Source organism: Limimonas halophila, from assembly GCF_900100655.1.
Classification (GTDB): domain Bacteria; phylum Pseudomonadota; class Alphaproteobacteria; order Kiloniellales; family Rhodovibrionaceae; genus Limimonas; species Limimonas halophila.
In genome coordinates, this window is record NZ_FNCE01000001.1 from 175044 (window position 1) to 194741 (window position 19698).

The 19698-nt window shown below is 69.4% G+C and carries 20 protein-coding genes; 13 read left to right on the forward strand and 7 right to left on the reverse strand.

All coding sequences use genetic code 11. From position 1 onward, the window contains the following. Positions 1–88: 88 nt before the first annotated feature. From rpoD to BLQ43_RS00820, 3 genes are all read left to right on the forward strand, one after another. Positions 89–2326, forward strand: coding sequence for an RNA polymerase sigma factor RpoD (gene rpoD / locus BLQ43_RS00810; protein WP_090018222.1), 2238 nt, complete (start codon positions 89–91; stop codon positions 2324–2326). Between the two features lie 170 nt (positions 2327–2496). Further along, positions 2497–2997: a beta-class carbonic anhydrase gene (locus BLQ43_RS00815; RefSeq protein WP_090018223.1), complete on the forward strand. Its 501-nt coding sequence runs from the start codon at positions 2497–2499 to the stop codon at positions 2995–2997. Positions 2998–3255: 258 nt separating this feature from the next. Beyond that, positions 3256–3474, forward strand: a complete 219-nt coding sequence (locus BLQ43_RS00820; protein ID WP_090018224.1) for an excalibur calcium-binding domain-containing protein — start codon at positions 3256–3258, stop codon at positions 3472–3474. A 16-nt stretch (positions 3475–3490) separates the two neighbouring features. On the opposite strand, the gene BLQ43_RS00825 is transcribed toward BLQ43_RS00820, so the two are convergent. After that, positions 3491–3982 (reverse strand): RT0821/Lpp0805 family surface protein, encoded by a 492-nt coding sequence (locus tag BLQ43_RS00825; RefSeq protein ID WP_090018225.1) that lies wholly within the window; start codon positions 3980–3982, stop codon positions 3491–3493. 416 nt (positions 3983–4398) lie between these two features. After that, on the reverse strand, positions 4399–4836 hold the full coding sequence (locus BLQ43_RS00830) for a Ros/MucR family transcriptional regulator (protein ID WP_218119074.1): 438 nt from the start codon (positions 4834–4836) through the stop codon (positions 4399–4401). Between the two features lie 391 nt (positions 4837–5227). Here BLQ43_RS00830 and BLQ43_RS00835 point away from each other — a divergent pair, with 391 nt between their 5' ends. The 6 genes from BLQ43_RS00835 to BLQ43_RS00860 all read left to right on the forward strand — a co-directional run bounded on the left by BLQ43_RS00835 (position 5228) and on the right by BLQ43_RS00860 (position 11664). Then, entirely contained in the window at positions 5228–6604 is a 1377-nt protein-coding gene (locus BLQ43_RS00835; RefSeq protein WP_218119075.1) for a nicotinate phosphoribosyltransferase, read from the forward strand. 68 nt (positions 6605–6672) lie between these two features. Then, positions 6673–7242 (forward strand): hypothetical protein, encoded by a 570-nt coding sequence (locus BLQ43_RS00840; protein ID WP_143006101.1) that lies wholly within the window; start codon positions 6673–6675, stop codon positions 7240–7242. A gap of 50 nt (positions 7243–7292) precedes the next feature. Continuing rightward, the gene (locus BLQ43_RS00845) at positions 7293–8051 is read left to right on the forward strand and encodes a response regulator transcription factor (RefSeq protein WP_090018227.1); all 759 of its coding nucleotides are present in this window, start codon (positions 7293–7295) and stop codon (positions 8049–8051) included. Between the two features lie 97 nt (positions 8052–8148). Then, complete coding sequence (locus BLQ43_RS00850) at positions 8149–9621, forward strand: sensor histidine kinase (RefSeq protein WP_090018228.1); 1473 nt, start codon at positions 8149–8151, stop codon at positions 9619–9621. A gap of 120 nt (positions 9622–9741) precedes the next feature. Beyond that, the gene (locus tag BLQ43_RS00855; RefSeq protein WP_176758450.1) at positions 9742–10947 is read left to right on the forward strand and encodes an alpha/beta hydrolase; all 1206 of its coding nucleotides are present in this window, start codon (positions 9742–9744) and stop codon (positions 10945–10947) included. A 138-nt stretch (positions 10948–11085) separates the two neighbouring features. Further along, positions 11086–11664 carry an HPF/RaiA family ribosome-associated protein gene (locus tag BLQ43_RS00860; RefSeq protein ID WP_090018230.1) on the forward strand — a complete coding sequence of 193 codons (579 nt, stop codon included), beginning with the start codon at positions 11086–11088 and terminating at the stop codon, positions 11662–11664. Positions 11665–11673: 9 nt separating this feature from the next. Here BLQ43_RS00860 and BLQ43_RS00865 read toward each other — a convergent pair whose 3' ends face one another. Continuing rightward, on the reverse strand, positions 11674–12012 hold the full coding sequence (locus BLQ43_RS00865) for a helix-hairpin-helix domain-containing protein (RefSeq protein ID WP_090018231.1): 339 nt from the start codon (positions 12010–12012) through the stop codon (positions 11674–11676). A 133-nt stretch (positions 12013–12145) separates the two neighbouring features. Continuing rightward, a complete protein-coding gene (clpX, locus tag BLQ43_RS00870) occupies positions 12146–13402 on the reverse strand; it encodes an ATP-dependent Clp protease ATP-binding subunit ClpX (protein ID WP_090018232.1) in 1257 nt (418 codons plus the stop codon). A gap of 234 nt (positions 13403–13636) precedes the next feature. On the opposite strand from clpX, the gene hisI reads away from it, so the two are divergent. Together hisI and BLQ43_RS00880 are read left to right on the forward strand one after the other, a co-directional pair. After that, positions 13637–14032: a phosphoribosyl-AMP cyclohydrolase gene (hisI, locus tag BLQ43_RS00875; RefSeq protein WP_090018233.1), complete on the forward strand. Its 396-nt coding sequence runs from the start codon at positions 13637–13639 to the stop codon at positions 14030–14032. Between the two features lie 192 nt (positions 14033–14224). Next, on the forward strand, positions 14225–14968 hold the full coding sequence (locus BLQ43_RS00880) for a phosphoadenylyl-sulfate reductase (protein ID WP_090018234.1): 744 nt from the start codon (positions 14225–14227) through the stop codon (positions 14966–14968). 462 nt (positions 14969–15430) lie between these two features. Here the strand turns inward: BLQ43_RS00880 and BLQ43_RS00885 are convergent, their stop codons facing one another. Genes BLQ43_RS00885 through wrbA form a run of 3 tightly spaced genes read right to left on the reverse strand, consistent with a single transcriptional unit; the run spans position 15431 to position 18024 of the window. Beyond that, complete coding sequence (locus BLQ43_RS00885; protein WP_245659399.1) at positions 15431–16405, reverse strand: cation diffusion facilitator family transporter; 975 nt, start codon at positions 16403–16405, stop codon at positions 15431–15433. A 22-nt stretch (positions 16406–16427) separates the two neighbouring features. Further along, entirely contained in the window at positions 16428–17387 is a 960-nt protein-coding gene (locus BLQ43_RS00890) for a glutathione S-transferase family protein (RefSeq protein WP_090018235.1), read from the reverse strand. A gap of 31 nt (positions 17388–17418) precedes the next feature. Further along, entirely contained in the window at positions 17419–18024 is a 606-nt protein-coding gene (gene wrbA, locus BLQ43_RS00895; protein ID WP_090018236.1) for an NAD(P)H:quinone oxidoreductase, read from the reverse strand. Between the two features lie 119 nt (positions 18025–18143). Here wrbA and BLQ43_RS00900 point away from each other — a divergent pair, with 119 nt between their 5' ends. Further along, complete coding sequence (locus BLQ43_RS00900; protein ID WP_218119077.1) at positions 18144–19064, forward strand: LysR family transcriptional regulator; 921 nt, start codon at positions 18144–18146, stop codon at positions 19062–19064. Positions 19065–19134: 70 nt separating this feature from the next. Beyond that, positions 19135–19635: a GNAT family N-acetyltransferase gene (locus BLQ43_RS00905; RefSeq protein WP_218119078.1), complete on the forward strand. Its 501-nt coding sequence runs from the start codon at positions 19135–19137 to the stop codon at positions 19633–19635. Positions 19636–19698 lie beyond the last annotated feature (63 nt).

The window sequence follows — 19698 nt, forward strand, 5'->3', positions numbered from 1 at the left end:
TCGCGGCTGAACGCCGGAGGGGCGGTGCTCCGGCGCGTGTGGTGTTTTGCCGTGATCCCGAACGTGGGCTTTGAGGGCAGAGGGTTCGATGGCTGCAAAGGCGCAGGACACGGAAACGGCGGAAGCGCGCGAGAGCTCCGGCGACGGCCCGCTCATGGACACGAGCAATTCGGCCGTCAAGAAGCTCCTCCAGCGCGCCAAGGAACGCGGCTACGTCACCTACGACGAGCTCAACGAGGTTCTGCCGCCGGATCAGGTGTCCTCGGAGCAGATCGAGGACACGATGTCCATGCTCTCCGAGATGGGCATCAACGTGATCGAGGGCGAGGAGCAGGACGACGGCGGCCAGCTCCAGAGCGCCGGTGAGGACGAGGACGAGAGCGCCGCGCGCGGCAACATCGACGACGAGGACATCGGCCGCACCGACGATCCGGTGCGCATGTACCTGCGCGAGATGGGCTCGGTGGAGCTGCTCTCGCGCGAGGGCGAGATCGCCATCGCCAAGCGCATCGAGGCGGGGCGCGAGAAGATGATCACGGGCATCTGCGAGAGCCCGCTGACCATCAAGGCCCTGCTCACCTGGCGCGAGGCGTTGCAGGAGGGCCAGATCCTGCTGCGCGACATCGTCGATCTGGAGACGATGTACGGCGGCGCGCCCGACGGCGCGGCGGCCAGCGGCGCGGCCCCGGAAGGCGCCATGAACCGTGGCACCGCCGAGGAGCGCATGACCGCCGGCCTGACCGCCAGCGACCCGATCACGGAGCGCGCGCGTAAGAACGAGAAGTCCGGCGGCGGCAGCCAGTCGCGCGCGGCGGCGGCCACCGGCGACGGTCAGGATACCACCGCAGCCACGAACGGCGACGCTTCCGGCACGGCGGCCGGCGACGGTCAGGCCGCCAGCAGTGAGACCGCCCAGGGCGGGAACGGCGCGGACGCCGAGGCCCAGGCCGAGGGCGAGGCCGCCGAGGGCGAGGAGCAGGCCGCGGACGGCTCGGCCAACCAGGAAAGTCAGGTCATCTCCGGTCTCGAGGACGACGAAGAGGAGGCCGAGGAGAGCTCGGTCTCGATCGCGGCGATGGAGGAAGCCCTCCGCCCGCAGATCATCGAGACCTTCGACCGCATCGCCGGCACCTACGAGAAGCTGCGCAAGGTCCAGATCAAGCGCCTCAACCACCTCGAGGCGGGCGAGCCGATTCCGGCCAAGACCGAGCAGCGCTACGAGAAGCTCAAGAACGAGCTGATCAAGGAAGTGAAGACGCTGCGGTTCAACAACCCGCGCCTCGAACAGCTCGTCGAGCACCTCTACGCCCTCAACAAGTCGCTCATGCAGCTCGAGGGCAAGCTGTTGCGCCTCGCCCAGCGCTCGGGCGTCGACCGGCAGGACTTCCTGGACCGCTACTACGGCCGCGAGCTGGACCCGACGTGGTTCGACGAGATGGGCACCCTGCCCGGCAAGGGCTGGCAGCGCTTCTACGACCGCTATCCGGAGGACGTGCAGAAGATCCGCAAGCAGGTCGCCGAGATCGCCGAGGAAACCGGCATGCCCATCGGCGAGTTCCGGCGGATCGTGAAGACGGTGCAGTCCGGCGAGACCGAGGCCAGCCGCGCCAAGACGGAAATGGTCGAGGCCAACCTGCGCCTCGTCATCTCCATCGCCAAGAAGTACACGAACCGCGGCCTGCAGTTCCTGGACCTGATCCAGGAGGGCAACATCGGCCTGATGAAAGCCGTGGACAAGTTCGAGTACCGGCGCGGCTACAAGTTCTCCACCTACGCCACGTGGTGGATTCGTCAGGCGATCACGCGCTCGATCGCGGACCAGGCGCGCACCATCCGCATCCCGGTCCACATGATCGAGACCATCAACAAGCTGGTGCGCACCAGCCGCCAAATGCTCCACGAGATCGGGCGCGAGCCCACGCCGGAGGAGCTGGCCGAGCGCCTGCAGATGCCGCTCGACAAGGTGCGCAAGGTGCTCAAGATCGCCAAGGAGCCGGTCAGCCTGGAGACGCCCATCGGCGACGAGGAAGACAGCTACCTGGGCGACTTCATCGAGGACAAGGAGGCCATCATCCCGCTGGATGCGGCCATCCAGTCCAACCTGCGCGAGAGCACCACGCGTGTGCTCGCCTCGCTGACGCCGCGCGAGGAGCGCGTGCTCCGCATGCGCTTCGGCATCGGGATGAACACCGACCACACCCTCGAAGAGGTCGGCCAGCAGTTCTCCGTCACGCGTGAGCGCATCCGCCAGATCGAGGCCAAGGCCCTGCGCAAGCTCAAGCACCCCAGCCGGTCGCGCAAGTTGCGCAGTTTCCTCGACACCTGACGCATCTCGACAGGCGCATGTGGAAACGGCCGGCGGCGAACCGCCGGCCGTTTTCGTTCGGATATGCGGTGAGGGCACGCGGCGAAGCCGGGCTTTGACGGCGGGCCACGCCGGGGCGACCGTGTGCCCGACGCGATTCGGCAATCCGACCGCAAGAAGGGGAGGCCAGGATGTCGGCGATCGACGACGCGCTCGCCAACAACGCCACCTACGCGCAGCGCTTCGACCAGGGCGGGCTGACCGCGCCGCCGCGCAAGCAACTCGCGGTGCTGACCTGCATGGACGCGCGGCTGACCGTGTCCGAGATGCTCGGGCTGGAAACGGGCGACGCCCACGTCATCCGCAACGCGGGCGCGGTCGCGACCGAGGACGCCCTGCGCTCGCTGCTGATCTCGCACCACAAGCTGGGTGTGCGGGAGATCATGGTCATCGGCCACACCGACTGCGGCATGACCACCTTTGACGACGGTGCGTTCCGTGCCGATCTGGAAAAGCAAACCGGCTGCGTCCCCGTGGCGCCGGCGGCCTTTCACGCCTTCCCGGATGTGGAGACCAGCGTTCGGCGCCAGGTCAAGGCGATCGTCCAGCATCCCTGGGTGCCGGACGCGTTGCGCGTCGCCGGTTTCGTCTACGACGTGCACGACGGCCGGGTGCGCGCCGTCGACGGCTGACCGGGCGGACCGCCGGGTATGTGCGGCGGCCCGGCGGTCTCGCTCTGTTCATGTTTTTCGCCGAAACAACTTTTCGCGTGTAAAGTCCGAGTCAGCGGTTTGTTCGCGTTTTTGTCGCCTTGGGCGAGGCCCACCTGGCGGTTTTTTGCCCAGCGCTCGTGACAGCGGCGAGACCACCTCGCTCGGCGTGCTTGCCGGCGCGCGCGGGCGCGCCATGGTCCCGATCAGCGGCCATCGAGCTGGATCGGGAGGCCGACCATGATGCGGATGGGACTTGGCGCCCTGGCGCTGCTGGCACTGGCCGGATGCGGCGAGGTGACGATGCATTCCGAGGTCGGCGGGTTTAAAAACGCCGTCATGACCTGCGACAGCTTCGAGAGCGTCGAGGTCGCGCAGCGCTATCAGGACATCCATCACCGCACGCGAACCGGCCTGGACCCGGACCGGGACGGCATCGTGTGCGAGGACATGCGGTAGCGGACAGGGCCGGCGGTCAGCCCCGGTTGACGATCTTCCAGGAGCCGTCGGGCTGGCGGCAGGCGGTGCCGTAGGCCTGCTTGGTTTCGCCGCCGATGACCACCGTCTGCTGGAACTCGCGGCAGTACTGCCCGTCGTCGCGCTGGTAGGTTTCCGTGGGCGTGACCGAGCCGCGCTCCTCGGCGTCGGGATTGTCCCAGCTCGACGTTTGGCCGGTCTCGTTGTTTTGGAGCGTGTCCTGCGTCGTCCGCGCCATGCGCTGCTGGCTGCGGCGCGACAGCTCGCTGCCGATCTCCCGGCCGATGAGGGCGCCGATCGCCGAGCCGGCGCCAACCGCGACGGAACTGCCGTTCCCGATTTCCGAGCCCACGACGCCGCCCACCACGGCACCGGCAACCGAGCCGACGACCTCGCCGCCGCTGGGCCCGCGACCGCCCTCGCGCGCGCAGCTGGCAAGCGCCAGCACGGCAATCATGGTGAACACGGCGGCCCGAACTGTTCGCGCCATGATCCGCTCGCTCCCATCCGGTGGCGGGGCGTGCACACGCCCTTGTCCGTTGGGGGAAGGGTAGGGACCGCGCTCGACGGGGGCAAGCTGGCACCGTGCGGTAGCGCGTCGCGTCGGCTGAAAGGTGCTCCGCGGGCCGACGTGGCAGGTCCCCGGACACAAAAACGCCGCTCCCAGAACGGGGCGGCGGTCGGTGCGGCTGGCTCGAGCCGCGTGCCTCAGCGAAACCGCATGCAGAGTGGCCCGGCGTCGGATGCCCCGGGAACCCGGCTGGAGAAGGCCTCACACAACCGGGGCCTCAAAGGACTTACACCGAGAGGCCGGGCCACTGCCGGCATCCGGATGCACGCCGAGAGGTAAGCGACCGGGCCCCCGTGTTCAAGGAGGGGCCGGCGCTTTTCCCGACTCAAACGGCGTTACGCCGCCTGAGAGTCGGCGCTCTCGCCGTCCTCGGCGCGGCGGCCGAGCCCGATGGAGCGCGCGATCTCGGAGCGGCGCTTGGAGGTGTTGGGCGCGACCATGGGATAGTCGGGGCGCAGGCCGAACATCTCGCGGTACTGCTGCGGCGTCAGGTTGTGCGCCTTGGCCAGATGCCGCTTGAGCGCCTTCTGCTTGCGGCCGCACATCAGGCAGACCAGATGGTCGCGGCCGATGGACTTGCGCGGGTTCGCGGCCGGCTGCACCTCGGTCGTGCTCTCGCCGGTGTCGCCGGTCTGCAGGTTTTTCAGGTCCTGCGACACAGCCTGGATCACCTGGGACACCTGGTCCGGCTCCACACTGTTGTTGGCGACGTAGGCGGACACGATCCGCGTGGTCATCTCGGCAATCGACTGATTATCGTTGGTTTCGGCCATTGCGAGCTTCTCCTGGCGTGCTGAACGTAATTTCATCGAACACGTAATCCTTTTTGCGACTTGTGTAAAGCATCCTGTCAAGCAGGCATTGCCCGGACACGCAGTCGGATCTCTGTGGTCCGCTGCAATCCGTCCACAAGAGATGACGGGTGCGTGATCGCTCCCAACACTGCCCCTGGCGTGCCCTCCTTATCCTGCACTAGGCTGCGTTTGCCCGTGGCGGCCGCAGCACAGGAGAAACGTTTCGCGCCCCGAACCACCCGCACCTCGCGGCGCCTCGCCGGACGGCAGCGCACAGCGCGTCGCGCGCCGGGACCGCCGGACCCACGATGACATGCCGCCGGCTCCGGGCGGCTGACTGGCTCACAAGCATGATAAGGAGAATTCGGTCGTGATCGCGTCGCGGCACACCTCGTCTCTGGCGAACGGGCTCCTGCTCACAGATCTCTACCAGCTCAACATGGTCCAGGCGTATCTCGATGCCGGGATGACCGACCGTGCCGTGTTCGAGTTCTTCGTGCGCGACCTGCCGGGGCCGCGGAACTTCATGCTGGCCGCCGGGCTGGAGCAGGCGCTCGCCCAGCTCGAGCGCGTCCGTCTCAACGAGGACGAGCTGGCGTGGCTGCGCGACAGCGGCCGCTTCAACAGCACTTTCATGGACTACATGGCGGACCTTCGTTTCGACGGCGAGGTGCACGCCATGCCGGAGGGCACGGCCGTGTTCCCGAACGAGCCGGTGTTGCGGGTGAGCGCGCCGCTTCCCGTGGCGCAGCTGCTGGAGACGCGCCTGATCAACCTGCTGCACACCAGCATGGTCGTCGCCAGCAAGGCGGCGCGCATGACGCTCGCCGCGCCGGGCAAGAACCTGGTCGATTTCGGCCTGCGCCGCGCCCACGGGGCGGAAGCCGGGCTGCTGGGCGCGCGCGCCAGCTACATCGCGGGCTTCAACGGCACGGCGACGGTGCCGGCCCAGCCGTTGTGGGGCATTCCCATCACGGGGACGATGGCCCACTCCTTCATCGAGGCGCACACCGACGAAGAGCAGGCCTTCCTCGACTTCGCACGCTCGCGGCCGAACGAGACCGTCTTCCTGATCGACACCTACGACACCGAGGCCGCGGCGAAGAAGGTGGTGCGCATCGCGCCGACGCTGGCGGCGGAAGGCATCAAGGTGCACGGCGTGCGCATCGACAGCGGCGACCTGAACGCGTTGTCGCACAGTGTGCGCCGCATTCTCGACGACGGCGGGCTGTCGGACGTGCCCATCATCGCCAGCGGCGGCCTGGACGAATGGCGCCTGCGCGACTGCGTGGACGACGAGGTGCCCATCGACGGCTTCGGCATCGGCACCGCGCTCACCACGTCCGAGGATGCGCCGGCGCTCAACTGCGCCTACAAGCTTCAGGAGTACCAGGGCCATCTGAAGCGCAAGCTTTCCGAGGGCAAGGAAACCTGGCCGGGCCGCAAGCAGGTCTGGCGCGACTACGACGCCAGCGGCGTCATGCAGGCCGACATCCTGGGCTTCGAGGACGAGGACATGCCGGGCACGCCGTTGCTGCAGCCGGTGATGCGCGACGGCGCCGTGCTGGAGGGAACCACGGACCTGGAAGCCGCGCGCGAGCGGGCGGCGCGGGAGCTGGCGGCCCTGCCGCCGCGCCTTCAGGAGCTGGAGCCGGCCGATCCGTATCCCGTGCGCGTGTCCGAGCGTCTGCAGGCCGAGGCCGAGCGCCTCGCGCATGCGTTGCGGGGCGACGACGGTGCTTCGTGAACGGCCGGCGTGGCGCAAGCCGTGCTGGACGTTTACCATGTGCACACGCGCAAGCCGGCGGGAGGCGCATGCGGGCGGGAGTGACACGGGCGCTGGCAGCATGCCTGCTGGCCGCAGCGGCCACGGGCTGCGAGCAGGTGGCGAGCGTGCTGAAACCTGTTGGCGGGGAGTCCGGTGGAAGGCCCGCGGACTCGGAAGCGGCCCAGGCCGGTGACGATCCGACGCGCCGCCCGGAGGTGGCGCGTGTGCCGCCCGCCGAGACAGCCGCGGTTCCGGCGGAGCCCGACCGCGCCGACTCCGGGCCGCCCGTGCCGCGCGAACGCCCCGTGGTGTCGCCCATCGAGTTCGCGCGCCTGAAGGGGCTGACCCCGGCGGACGCGCGCGCCCTGTTGGGGGAGCCGGACGGCCGCGGCGAAACACCCCCGGCGACGGTATGGACATACCGCCAGGGCCCTTGCCGCTTGAAACTCTTTTTTTACTATGATCTCACGAAGAAAACGCAACGCACCCTGACGGTCGAGCTGAACCCGGGGAGCGATGCCGCCGGCGCCCGCGCGGCGTGTCTTCTGGAGCTGGCCCGCCGCGGCACCGGGGATCCCAGCGGCCCGCACGGCGGCGGCTCGGCCACCGCGTCCTGACGCGCCCGGGCCATACGGCGAAGCCGGCTGCGAACGCACGACAGGATCGGATGGTGACGGACACGAGCGGCAAAAACATCGTCGTCGTCGATGACGACCCGCTGTTCCGCGAATCGCTGGGCGACAACCTGCGCGATGACGGCTACGTCGTGGCCGACTTCGAGGGCGGGGAGCCCGCGCTGGACTACTTGAACCGCGGCGAGCCCGCGGACCTGGTCGTGCTGGACTGGCGCATGCCGGGCATGACGGGGCTCCAAGTCCTGCGCGAGTTGCGGTCGCGCGATCTGGATATGCCCGTCATCTTCCTGACCGTGCTGGGCGATCAGGTCTACGAGGAAGCCGCCCTGAACCACGGTGCGGTGGATTTCGTCGAGAAGTCGCGCAGCCTCGCCATCATCAAGCGCCGCATCGCGCTCTCGCTCAGCCGTGAGCCGCTGGACGGGCAGGAGAGCCAAGCGGCGGAAAGCGGCGGCGAGAACACCGTCTCTCACGGCAACCTCACGATCGACCGCGACATCGCGCGCGCCTACTGGAAGGGCGTCGAGGTGCCGCTGACCCTCAACGAGGTGCGCATCGTCGACATCCTGGCCGGGCGCGCGGGCAAGGACGTGCGCTACCGCGAGCTGTACGACCAGGTGCACGGCGCCGGCTTCGTTGCCGGCTCCGGCGAGGAAGGCCACCGCGGCAACGTCCGCACGCTGATCAAGCGCATCCGCACCAAGTTCCGCAACGTCGACCCCGCCTTCGACGCCATCGAGAACTACCCCGGTTTCGGCTACCGGTGGCGCGATGACGGCGCCGGCGCATAAAGGGCTGCCCGCCCGAACGGGGGAGGCGTCGCCTCGCCAACAGACCCGACCGGGCCGCTCGGGCCGCCGGAGCTGGCTGGGCACGGTGCTGCATTCCGTGGCGGCCAAACTGGGCGTCGTGGTGGCGGTGTTCGTCGCCGTTCCGCTCCTGCTTTACCAGCAGTTCCACGCCGCCGACCAGGAGCGCCGCCAGCTCCTGCTCGAAAGCCTGGAGAACCAGGGGCGCATCGTCGGGGAATCGCTGCGGCCCAGCCTGCAGGACTACGACGGCGAAACCCTCCAGGGCATCGCCGACCGCCTGCAGCGCATGGCGGGCACGCACGGCCTCAAGATCAAGCTGCTGCTGCGCCCCGACGACAACGGCTCGGGCGACGGCTTCTACTACATCGCCTCGGCCCCGCGCGTCTCCACGGGCTACCTGAAGAAGGAACGCGCCGAGCTGGCGGACACCGGCGTCCTTCGCGACGTTCAGTCGACGTGCGGCGGCAACCGGCCGCTGGACGTGGCCTACACCAACCCCGCCGGCAAGTCGGAAGTGCTGACCTCGATCACGCCGGTGCGCACGGAAGCCGGGTGCTGGGCCGTCATCACCTCCTATGGCGCCGGCGCGCCCGTGGCCGAGGCGCTGGAGCAACCCTACTGGCAAACGCCCGAGGTGCGCATCGCCCTGGCGATCTACGTGGTGATGGCGGTGCTGGTGCTGGCGCTGATGACGGGGGTTTACCGCAGCCTGCGCCGTTTCGTGCACGCGGCCCGGCGCATTCGGCGCGGCGGGCTGGCCGAGGGCGGCCCGCGCTTCCAGGCCATCAACCGCGTGCCCGAGTTGGACGGCGTTGCAGCCGAGTTCGATCGGATGGTGACGACCCTCAACAACGCCGCCCACGCCATGCGCCGGGCGGCCGAGGACAACACCCACGCCTTCAAGACGCCCATCGCCACGATCGCCCAGGCCGTGGAGCCGCTGAAGCGGAGCGTGGGCGACGATCAGCCGCGCGCCCGCCGCGCCGTGGACCTGATCGAGCGGTCAGTGACGCGTCTGGACACCCTGGTCGCGGCCTCGCGCAAGCTGGATGAAGCCACCGCCGAGCTGATGGAGGCGCCGCGCGAGCGCATCGACCTGGCCGCGCTGGTGACGCGGCTGACGGACGCCTACGCGGAGACGGCCGCCGACCACGGCATGCATGTCGAGCGCGAGCTGCAGCACGGCATCCACGTGGCGGGCTCCGCCGACATGCTGGAAAGCGTGCTGGAGAACCTGCTGGACAACGGGATGGACTTTTCGCCGCGGGGCGGCACCCTACACGTCCGGCTCACCGGGGAGCGGCGCACCGCGGAAATCAGCGTTGCCGACGAGGGGCCGGGCGTGGACGCCGACCGGCGGGAACAGATCTTCGACCGCTACGTCTCGACACGCGTGGACGCCGATGCCGAGGCGGCGGGCGACCACCACTTCGGCATCGGGCTGTGGCTGGTGCGCCGCAACGTCGAAGCGCTGGGCGGCAGCGTGCACGCCGAAGCCAACGATCCCCACGGTCTGAAGATCCGCATCCGCATTCCGCGCGTGGGCTGAGCGGGCTTCCGCCTGCGCCGCCCCGCTGCAAAGGGGGAGGTAGACCGCAATGGGGACGGCCGACCGCGCGGGCACGCGGTACGGTCCGAGCATGCGCACGCGTTTCGCCGCCGGCGCGGTGTGTCCCGCGCCGACATCCCGCCGATGACGGCACCGCGTCGTGCGATCGGGTTGGCGCTTGCGCTGGTGCTCGCGGGGGCGCTGTCCGGGTGCGCGCCGGGGCGCGCGGTCGAGGCCGGGCAAGTCCTCTATGGGCTGGCATCGGGGCCGCCGGACCCGGATCGCGTGGAGCGGCGGGTGAAGACGCCGACGGTGGACGGCCGGCAGCGGACGATGGATGTCTACCGGCCGGCCGAGCGGCAGGCGCGCGCCGCCCTGGTGCTGGTGCCCGGCGTGGCGCCGGAGGGGCGCCGGGATCCGCGCCTCGTCGCCTTCGCCGAGCGCCTGGCCCTGGCGCGGTTTGCCGTCGTCGTGCCGGAAATCGCCAAGCTGCGGGCGTTGCGGGTCTCCGCGGCCGACAGCGAGCCGATCGCGGATGCGCTGAGGTATGCGGCGACGGCCGAGCATGCGTCGGGCAAGGCGGGCCTGGTTGCGATTTCCTACGGCGTCGCACCCGCCGTTATCGCGGCGCTGAAGCCGGGCACGCGGGACCGTGTGGCCTTCCTGGTGTCGATCGGCGGCTACCTCGATGCCGAGGCCGTGATCACCTTCTTCACGACCGGCCGCTACCGAAAACCGGGCGATGCCGCTTGGCGCGACGGAACCCCACACCCATACGGCAAGTGGGTTTTCGTGCGATCGAACGCCGCGCGGCTGGACGACCCGGCGGACCGGGAGCTGCTGACCCGAATGGCCGAGCGCAAGCTGGCCGACCCCAAGGCGCCCATCGACGATCTCGTCGCCGACCTCGGGCCGGCGGGCCGGTCCGTGTACAGGCTGCTCACCAACCGCGACCCGGCGCGCGTGCCGCGGCTGATCGCCGCGCTGCCAGCGCCGATCCGCCGCGAGATCGCGGCGCTCGACCTGTCGCGGCGCGAGCTGTCGGCCCTGGATGCGCCGGTCTATCTCGTGCACGGGCGCGACGACCGCATCATTCCCCACACCGAGAGCATCGCCCTCAAGGCTGCGCTGCCGGCGAACCGGGCGGAGTTGTATCTGGTGGACGACCTCGCGCACGTCGATCTGGGCTCGCCGGGCCCGGACGACGGGCTGGCCCTGGTTTCCCTTATCTATAACGTGCTGGGCGAGCGCGACCGGCTCGCGTCGCGGGACCGGGAAGATACCGGGCGGGACACCGCGAAAACGCCCGCCGTGGAGGGGCGGTAGCCCCTTCCGTGCATTTGCGAGGGATGTGGGTGGCGGCCTCCGGGGCGGGTTGCAGGTGCCGCTGTTCGGGACGATGTCTCCCGATAGAAGAAAACGGGCAACCGCGTCGAACCTGAACCGAAACGGGGAGGGAGCGCCATGGCCGAGACCGATGCGCTTCAGATCCCGCTCGACGTGGCTTTTCAGGGGATGGAGGCGACGCCGCACATCGACCATCAGGTGCGGCGGCAGGTGAAGAAGCTGGAGCGGTTCCGCCAGCACATCACCAACGTCCGCGCCGTCGTGGAGGCGCAGCACAAGAGCGCGCACAAGGCGCAACTTCACATCAAGCTGGAAATCAGCGTCCCCGGCAAGCTGATCGTGGCCGAGCGCGAGGGCCGGCCGCACGACGCCGTCGAGCGCGCCGACGTCTACGGCGTCATTCGCGAGGCCGTCGACGTCGCCATCCGCCAGCTCGACGCCTACATCAGCAAGCATTTCCACCCGGAGAAGCCGCAGGCGAGCGAGCGCAAGCGCGCGACGATCACCTATCTGGACCGCGAGCGCCGCGTCGGGCAGCTGGAAACCGACGCGGGCGAAACCTACGACTTCGACGCCGAGGCGTTGCCCGAAGGGGCGTTCGACTCCCTTCACGAGGGCTCGGCCGTGACCTTCGAGGCCGTGCGCGTCAGCGTCACCGAGGCCACGCGCGTCCATCCGGTCGGCGAGGGCGCGTGACGGTGCGCGTCAGGACCCTTCGCCGCCGGCAAGCCCCTGTTTGAGCGTGATCGCGGCGCGGCGGCCTACGCCCTCGATGGCGGCCAGATCGTCCTCGTCGGCCGCGCGCACGGCGTCGACCGTGGTGTAGCCGCCGTCGTGGAGGTGCTGGACGGTTTTCGGCCCGATGCCGTTGATCTCCAGCAGCGGCGCCAGAGCTTGCGGTACGCCACGCTCGTCCGCGCCGCGTTCGGTCGGCGCTTCGCCGCCGGGCGCGGCTTCACCCGGCGCCTCCGGGCCGCCGGCCAGGGATTTGGCTTTCTCGACCGCCCGGCACGGGCAGAGCTGTTTCACCAACCATGCGAACATCGCCACCTCCCCATGCTCCTCGTGCGGCGGTGGCGCGGTTCGCCGCGATCACACCGCCCGCACACAAACGGCCCGGCCGCGGAACGGCCGGGCCGTGTGCAGAACCACCGCCACGGCGGTGACCCCCTGGGGATCACCCGCCCTGGCTGGCGGTCTTTTGCTGGTAGGCGTAGACGGGCTCGGCCCCGTCGTCCACGACCTCGCGCGTGATCGTGATCTGCTCGATCTCTTCGGTGCCGGGCAGCTGGTACATCGGGTCCAGCAGGATGTTCTCCATGATGGAGCGCAACCCGCGCGCCCCGGCCCCGCGGGCGATCGCCTTCTCGGCGATGGCCTCCAGCGCGCCGTCGGTGAACTCCAGCTCCACGTTCTCCATCTCGAACAGACGCTGGTATTGCTTGACGAGCGCGTTCTTGGGCCGGGTGAGAATGTCGACCAGCGCGTCCTTGTCCAGGTCGTGCAGCGTCGCGATGACCGGAACACGGCCGACAAACTCGGGGATCAGCCCGAACTTGAGCAGATCCTCGGGCTCCAGCTCCTGGAGGATGTCCCCGGTCTGGCGCTCCTCGGGGGCGCGCACGTCGGCGCCGAAGCCGATGGAGGAGGATTTGCCGCGATCGGCGACGATCTTCTCCAGCCCGGCGAACGCACCGCCGCAGACGAAGAGGATGTTCGTCGTGTCGACGTGCAGGTACTCCTGCTGCGGGTGCTTGCGCCCGCCCTGCGGCGGCACCGAGGCCACGGTGCCCTCCATGATCTTCAGCAGGGCCTGCTGGACACCCTCGCCGGACACGTCGCGCGTCGTCGACGGGTTGTCCGACTTGCGGGTGATCTTGTCGATCTCGTCGACGTAGATGATTCCCTTCTGCGCCCGCTCGACGTTGTAGTCCGCCGCCTGCAGGAGCTTCTGGATGATCGACTCGACATCGTCGCCGACGTAGCCGGATTCCGTCAGCGTCGTGGCGTCGGCGATGGCGAAGGGAACATCCAGGATGCGCGCCATCGTCTGCGCGAGCAGCGTCTTGCCCGAGCCGGTCGGCCCGATGAGCACGATGTTCGACTTTGCCAGCTCCACGTCGTTCTCGCTGGACGCGTGGGCGAGGCGCTTGTAGTGGTTGTGCACCGCCACCGAGAGCACGCGTTTGGCGTGGTCCTGGCCGATCACGTACTCGTCCAGCACCTGCGCGATCTCTCGCGGGCTCGGCACGCCGCCGTCCGCCTTGGAAATGCTCTGCTTGGTTTCGTCGTGGATGATCTCCGCGCAGAGTTCCACGCACTCGTTACAGACAAAGACGGCCGGCCCGGCGATGAGCTTCTTCACTTCGTGCTGGCTCTTGCCGCAGAAGGAGCAGTACAGTGTCTGTTGCTGACCGTCGCCGGACTTGCTCATGGCTCCTCGAAGTCGTTGCTTGAACCCCGTCTAGCCTGCCCGCGAAGGTGAACCGGCACAACCCCTTGGACAGCGCTCGCGTGTCCGTTGGTGGCCCCCTTCCGACTGGCTTCCTTTACGCTGTATATCGCCCCGCCGCCCCCGCGCGCCAAGGGGGCGGCGTCCATCGCCGCTCCCCGGCCGCGTCCGCACCCGCGCAGATCCCCGCACGCGCGCAGATCCGAGGACGAAACCATGCCCGAGCCGTCCCCCGACCTGTCCGATCAGGCAGCCGCCGCCCTGGCCGACGCCGTGGCCTTCGACGCCAACGGCCTGGTGCCCGCCGTCGCCCAGCAGCACGACACCGGCGAGGTGCTGATGCTCGCCTGGATGAACCGCGCGGCCGTGATCGCCACGCTCACGAGCGGTCGCGCGACCTACTATTCGCGCTCGCGGGCCAAGCTGTGGCGCAAGGGCGACACCTCCGGCAACGTTCAGCACGTGCGCGAGGTGCGCCTGGACTGCGACGGCGACACCCTGCTGCTGCTGATCGACCAGATCGGCCCCGCCTGCCACACGGGCCGACCGGTGTGCTTCTTCCGCACCGCCGCCGCCGAGGGCTGGCGCGAGATCGACGGCGGCCCGGCCTGACGCCACGGCGGCGGAAAAGTACACAATTAATTGTGGGAATTGTGCGGGTTGTCTACGCTGCGGGTGTGAAATATATTCCCGGCAGCATCCGGCCCCGGTCCGCCCCCGCGGCGGCCGCGGGCCGTCACCCATGCGGCGGCGGATCGCCCCGGCGGCCGGCGCCCAAACCCGCGCCAAGGACGCACGTCCGTCATGGAGGGAGCCCTGCGGCTGACGGCCGAGGACCGCGCGGCCCAGCTGGACGCGCGCGCCGGCCACCTCTCGGGAAGCGAACTGATCGCCGCGGCGGCCGACGAGTTTCCGGGCAGCCTCGCCTGTGTGTCCGCCTTCGGCGCGGAGAGCGCGGGCCTGCTCTACCTGGTCGCCCAGGTGGACCCGTCGATCCCGATCATCTTTCTGGAAACGCGCAAGCACTTCCCGGAAACCCTGATGTACCGGGATCGCATCGCGGCAAAGCTCGGGCTGACCGACGTGCGCTCGGTCAAACCCGAGCCCGCCGACCTGGAACAGCCCGATCCGGACGGCCGCCTGTGGGCGCGCAATCCCGACAAGTGCTGCCACCTGCGCAAGGTGCTGCCGCTGGAACGCGCGCTCTCCGGCTTCGACGCCTGGATCACCGGGCGCAAGCGCTTCCAGAGCACCACGCGCGCCGAGCTGCCCCCCGTCGAGGCCGCCGACGGCCGCGTCAAGATCAACCCCCTGTGCGATTGGGGCAAGGACGACGTCGACCGCCTCTTCGCCGACACCGGGCTGCCCCGCCACCCCCTCGTCCACGAGGGCTACCCCTCGATCGGCTGCCTGCCGTGCACGCGCAAGCCCGCCGAGGACGAGGACGAGCGCGGCGGCCGCTGGGCCGGCAGCAACAAGACCGAGTGCGGCATCCACAAGGTCTGGTGGCTCCAGCAGCAGGGCGGCGACGCGGGCGACGCCATCTAGGGCATGATGAGGTCGGACCGGAACGGTCCGGGCTCTGGACAGCCGGCGCAAGCCGGCTCGCGCGCCGGAGGCGTGCAATCATGCCCGCACACGAACGACATAGAGCGCGATGAGGCTCGTCGGTGGATACCGCGTCGTCTCATCGCGCTCTAGCCAAAGATGATCCTTGGAACCCTGTGTCATTCGACACCGGCGTCACATCGCGATGTTCAGGTCGCTCACGACCAAAGATGATCCTTCCAAAGATAATCTTTGGAAATGTCTGTCATTTGACACCGGCATCACGTCGCGATGTGAGCGGCTCTCACGACCAAGGATGATCCTTGGAACCGTCTGTCGTTCGACACCGGCGTCGCGCCGCGATGTTCGCGTCACTCACGACCAAAGGTGATCTTTCCAAAATGATCTTTGGAAAGGTCTGATATTGCCGCGGGGCGCACCGCCCGGTCGCCCGGCAAGGCGTCAGGCGGCGTGCCCGGCGTGGCCGGTCGCGGGTGCTTCGTCGATGCACGCATCGCCGTACTCGATCTGCACCGTGGCGTGATCCACGCCGAAGCGCTCGCGAAGCACCGCCTTCACGCGCGCGGCGAGGGCATCGTGCTCGGCGTCCCCGGCCGCGGTGACGTGCAGGCTCATCATCGGGCGTTCCGGCGACAGCGCCCAGGCGTGGACGTGGTGCACGTCGCGCACGCCCGCCACGGTTTCGCCCAGCACGCGCTCGACCTCGCGGGGATCGATCTCGCCGGGCGCGCCTTCCAGCAGCACGTGGCCCGCCTGACGCAGCAGGTACCAAGCGCTGCGCAGCACCAGCAGTGCCACCAGAAGCGACAGGATGGGGTCGATGGGCGTCCAGCCGGTGACGAGGATCACCCCGGCCGCCCCCAGCGCCGCCACCGAGCCCAGCAGATCGCCTAGCACGTGCAGCACGGCGCCGCGCATGTTCAGGTTCTCGCGGCTGCCGCCGTGGAGAATGGCGAAAACCGCGACGTTGACCACCAGCCCCGCCGCCGCGATCGCCGCCATCGCCGGCCCCATCACCGGGGTGGGCGCCAGCAGCCGGTGGACCGCCTCCACCGCGATCCAGCCCACGATCGCCAGCAGCGCCAGCCCGTTCACGAACGCCGCCAGCACGGGGAAGCGGTGGTAGCCGTAGGTCCGCCGCCGGTCGGCGGGGCGGTCGGTGACGCGGAAGGCGATCAGCGCGAGGCCCAGCGAGGCCGCGTCCGTCAGCATGTGCGCCGCGTCGGCGAGCAGGGCGAGCGATCCCGAGACGATGCCGCCCACGACCTCCACCCCCATGAAGGCCGCCGTCAGCCCCGCCGCGAGCGCCAGCCGGCGCCGATCGCCGCCCCCGTTGCCGTGCGCGTGCGCGTGCGCGTGGTCGTGATCGTGCCCCATGACGGCCCCGAAGATGGCGTGCCGCGCGGGCTGCGCCAAGCGGGGCCGCTTCAGGGTCCGATCAAGCCGCCGACAGCCGGTCGCGGCCGTGCGGTTCGTCGAAGTCGATCACCGGGCCCTTGGGCACGATCTGGGTCGGGTTCACCGAGGCGTGCGAGACGTAGTAGTGGTTCTTGATGTGGTCGAAGCGCACCGTCTCGCGCACGCCGGGAATCTGGTAGATTTCCCGCGTGTAGGCCCAGAGGTTGGGGTAGTCCACGAGCCGGTATTTGTTGCACTTGAAGTGGCCGACGTAGACGGGGTCGAAGCGCACCAGCGTGGTGAAGAGGCGCACGTCAGCTTCCGTGAAGCGCTCTCCCGCCACGTAGCGCTGGCCGCTAAGGCGGTCCTCCAGCCAATCCAGCGTGTCGAACAGCGCGTCGACGGCTTCGTCGTACGCCGCTTGGCTCTTGGCGAAGCCGGCCTTGTAGACGCCGTTGTTGACGGTATCGTAGACGCGCGCGTTCACTGCCTCGATCTCCTCGCGCAGCTCCGCCGGGTAGAGGTCCAGGTCCGGCCGCTGGGCCACCGCGTCGAATTCGCTGTTGAGGATGCGCACGAGGTCGGCGGACTCGTTGTTCACGATCGTTTCCGTCTTGCGGTCCCACAGCGTCGGCACGGTCACGCGCCCGGTGAAGTGGGGATCGGCCTTGAGGTAGACCTCGTGCAGGTAGCGGGCGCCGTTGACCGTGTCCGGGCAGTCGTCCGTGAACGGCCAGCCGCCCCAGGCCATGTGCCAGTGCACGGGGTCCACCGAGATCGCGTTCTCCAGCCCCTTCAGCTTGCGCACGATGAGCGCGCGGTGCGCCCAAGGGCAGGCGTAGGCGACGTAGAGGTGGTAGCGCCCGGCCTCGGCCGGGAAGCCGCTGCTCCCGTCCGCCGTGACGCGGTCGCGGAAGGCGCTGTCCCAGCGCACGAAGCGGCCCCGGTCGTCGTGTTTGTAGGTGTGCTCCTGCCACACGCCGTCGATCAGCTTGCCCATGGCGGTGTTCCTTCTCGTTTCGTCCGGGGCGTCAGCCGTGCAGCTTCCGCGCGATTTCGGCGACGTGCGCGCCCTGGAAGCGCGCGATCTCCAACTCGTTGTCGGAGGGCTGGCGGCTGCCGTCGCCACCCGCGAGCGTGGTCGCGCCGTAGGGTGTGCCGCCCGTGATCTCGTCCATGCGCGAGAGGCCGGGGCAGCTGTAGGGCACGCCCACGACCACCATGCCGTGGTGCATCAGCGTGGTGTGGATCGAGGTCAGCGTCGTCTCCTGCCCGCCGTGCTGCGAGCCGGTGGAGATGAAGGCGCTGCCGACCTTGCCGATGAGCTTGCCGTTGAACCACAGCCCACCCGTCTGGTCCCAGACGTTGCGCATCTGGCTCGCCATGTTGCCGAAGCGCGTGGGCGTGCCGACGACGATGGCATCGTAGTCGGCCAACTCGTTGGGATCGGTGAGCACGGGCGCGGCCTGGTCCGTCTTGAATCCCGCCTTCGCCTGCGTTTCTTCGGGCACCAGCTCCGGCACCCGCTTGATCGTCGCCTGGGCGCCGTCGACGCGCGCCACGCCCTCGGCGACCGCCCCGGCCATCGTCTCCACGTGGCCGTAGCTGGAGTAGTAGAGGATCAGAACCTTCGCCATTGCCGCCTCCTGATGTCCGGGCTTCGGTGTCCTGCTTCGCATATGACGATAGGCGGTTTTCCCAGAAGCGATAATATGGGAATTTCGCACCACGTTGTTTCTGATTGGAAACGGTTGCCATGCATCTGGATCATCTGGCCGCCATGGCGGTGTTCGCCCGCGTGGTGGAGGTGGGCAGCTTCTCCGGCGCGGCCGAAAGCCTGGGGCTGTCGAAATCGGCCGTGTCCAAGCATGTCGGGCGGCTGGAGGAGCGCCTGGCCGTGCGCCTGCTCAACCGCACCACGCGCCGCCTGTCGCTGACGGAAGCCGGGACGGCCTTCTACGAGCCGTGCCGCCAGCTCGTCGCCGATGCCGACGCGGCGGAAGCGGCTGTGAGCCACCTCGCCAGCGCGCCGCGCGGCACGCTGCGCATCAACGTGCCCATGTCCTTCGGCCAGCGGCACGTGGCCCCGGCGCTGCCGGATTTCATGGCGCGCTATCCGGAATTGAGCGTGGATCTGCAGCTCAACGACCGGACTGTGGACCTCGTGGAAGAGGGCTACGACATGGCCGTGCGCATCGGCGAGCTGCCGGATTCCAGCCTGCTCGCGCGCCGGCTGGCGCCGTTGAACCGCGTCGTCGCCGCCGCGCCCGGCTACCTGGACCGCGCCGGTCGCCCGGCACACCCGCGCGAGCTGCGCGAGCACACCTGCCTGCTCTACAGCTACCTCTCGTCGGGGCGCGAGTGGCGCTTCCGCGGGCCGGACGGGGAGGTGCGCGTGCCGGTCGGCGGGCCGCTCGAAGCCAACAACGGCGACGCGCTGCTGGCGGCGGCGCGCGAGGGCGCCGGGCTGGTCATGCTGCCGACCTTCCTGGCCGGCGACGACGTGCGCGCGGGCACGCTGGAGGCGGTGCTCACGGATTGGACGCGCAAACCCGGCGGGGCGATTTCCGCCGTGTTTCCGCCGGGGCGCAAGCTTTCGCCCAAGGTGCGGGTCTTCGTCGATTTCCTGGCCGAGCGCTTCGGGCCGAACCCCGCGTGGGACCGCGATCTGCCGTGAGCGGGCTGGCGTTGGCGGTGCGTATTCCTTAAGTGGGCTGGAAATCCGCGGCCGAGGTAACGGGGGCGAGGTGACGAACGGGACGATCGTGCGGGAACGGCCCGAGGATGGGCCGGTGATCGACGAGCTGGTGGCGCGGAGCTTCGGGCCGGAGCGCACGCGCAAGACGGTCTACCGCCTGCGCGAGGGCGTCCCCCCGGTGCCCGAGTTGTGCTTCGTCGTCGTCGGGGAAGATGACGCGGTGCATGCGGCCATCCGCTACTGGCCGGTGTTGATCGAGGCAACGCCCGCCATCCTGCTCGGCCCGCTGGCCGTCCAGCCGGAGATGCGCGGGCAGGGCATGGGCCGCCGACTCGTCCAACACAGCCTGGACGCGGCGCGCGGCCACGGGCACCGCATCTGCCTCGTCGTCGGCGATCCGCGCTACTATCGCCCCTACGGTTTCCAGCTCGCCAACCCGCTCGGCCTCATCTTGCCCGGGCCCGTCGACCCGCGCCGCTTCCAGGCGGCGGCCCTGGTCCCCGGCGCGCTGCAAGGCGTGCGCGGCTGGGTGAAGCGAGCGGCCGCTTAACCCCATCAATTGGCCATAAATGGGGGCACCCCCCGGCGCCAGGCCCTTCTCGCCGGCACAGGG

Bases quoted from the DNA above. Each gene is read 5' to 3' on its own strand.
- rpoD (WP_090018222.1), top strand. From the start codon at position 89: ATGGCTGCAAAGGCGCAGGACACGGAAACGGCGGAAGCGCGCGAGAGC.
- BLQ43_RS00815 (WP_090018223.1), top strand. From the start codon at position 2,497: ATGTCGGCGATCGACGACGCGCTCGCCAACAACGCCACCTACGCGCAG.
- BLQ43_RS00820 (WP_090018224.1), top strand. From the start codon at position 3,256: ATGATGCGGATGGGACTTGGCGCCCTGGCGCTGCTGGCACTGGCCGGA.
- BLQ43_RS00825 (WP_090018225.1), bottom strand. From the start codon at position 3,982: ATGGCGCGAACAGTTCGGGCCGCCGTGTTCACCATGATTGCCGTGCTG.
- BLQ43_RS00830 (WP_218119074.1), bottom strand. From the start codon at position 4,836: ATGGCCGAAACCAACGATAATCAGTCGATTGCCGAGATGACCACGCGG.
- BLQ43_RS00840 (WP_143006101.1), top strand. From the start codon at position 6,673: ATGCGGGCGGGAGTGACACGGGCGCTGGCAGCATGCCTGCTGGCCGCA.
- BLQ43_RS00845 (WP_090018227.1), top strand. From the start codon at position 7,293: ATGGTGACGGACACGAGCGGCAAAAACATCGTCGTCGTCGATGACGAC.
- BLQ43_RS00860 (WP_090018230.1), top strand. From the start codon at position 11,086: ATGGCCGAGACCGATGCGCTTCAGATCCCGCTCGACGTGGCTTTTCAG.
- BLQ43_RS00865 (WP_090018231.1), bottom strand. From the start codon at position 12,012: ATGTTCGCATGGTTGGTGAAACAGCTCTGCCCGTGCCGGGCGGTCGAG.
- clpX (WP_090018232.1), bottom strand. From the start codon at position 13,402: ATGAGCAAGTCCGGCGACGGTCAGCAACAGACACTGTACTGCTCCTTC.
- hisI (WP_090018233.1), top strand. From the start codon at position 13,637: ATGCCCGAGCCGTCCCCCGACCTGTCCGATCAGGCAGCCGCCGCCCTG.
- BLQ43_RS00880 (WP_090018234.1), top strand. From the start codon at position 14,225: ATGGAGGGAGCCCTGCGGCTGACGGCCGAGGACCGCGCGGCCCAGCTG.
- BLQ43_RS00890 (WP_090018235.1), bottom strand. From the start codon at position 17,387: ATGGGCAAGCTGATCGACGGCGTGTGGCAGGAGCACACCTACAAACAC.
- wrbA (WP_090018236.1), bottom strand. From the start codon at position 18,024: ATGGCGAAGGTTCTGATCCTCTACTACTCCAGCTACGGCCACGTGGAG.
- BLQ43_RS00900 (WP_218119077.1), top strand. From the start codon at position 18,144: ATGCATCTGGATCATCTGGCCGCCATGGCGGTGTTCGCCCGCGTGGTG.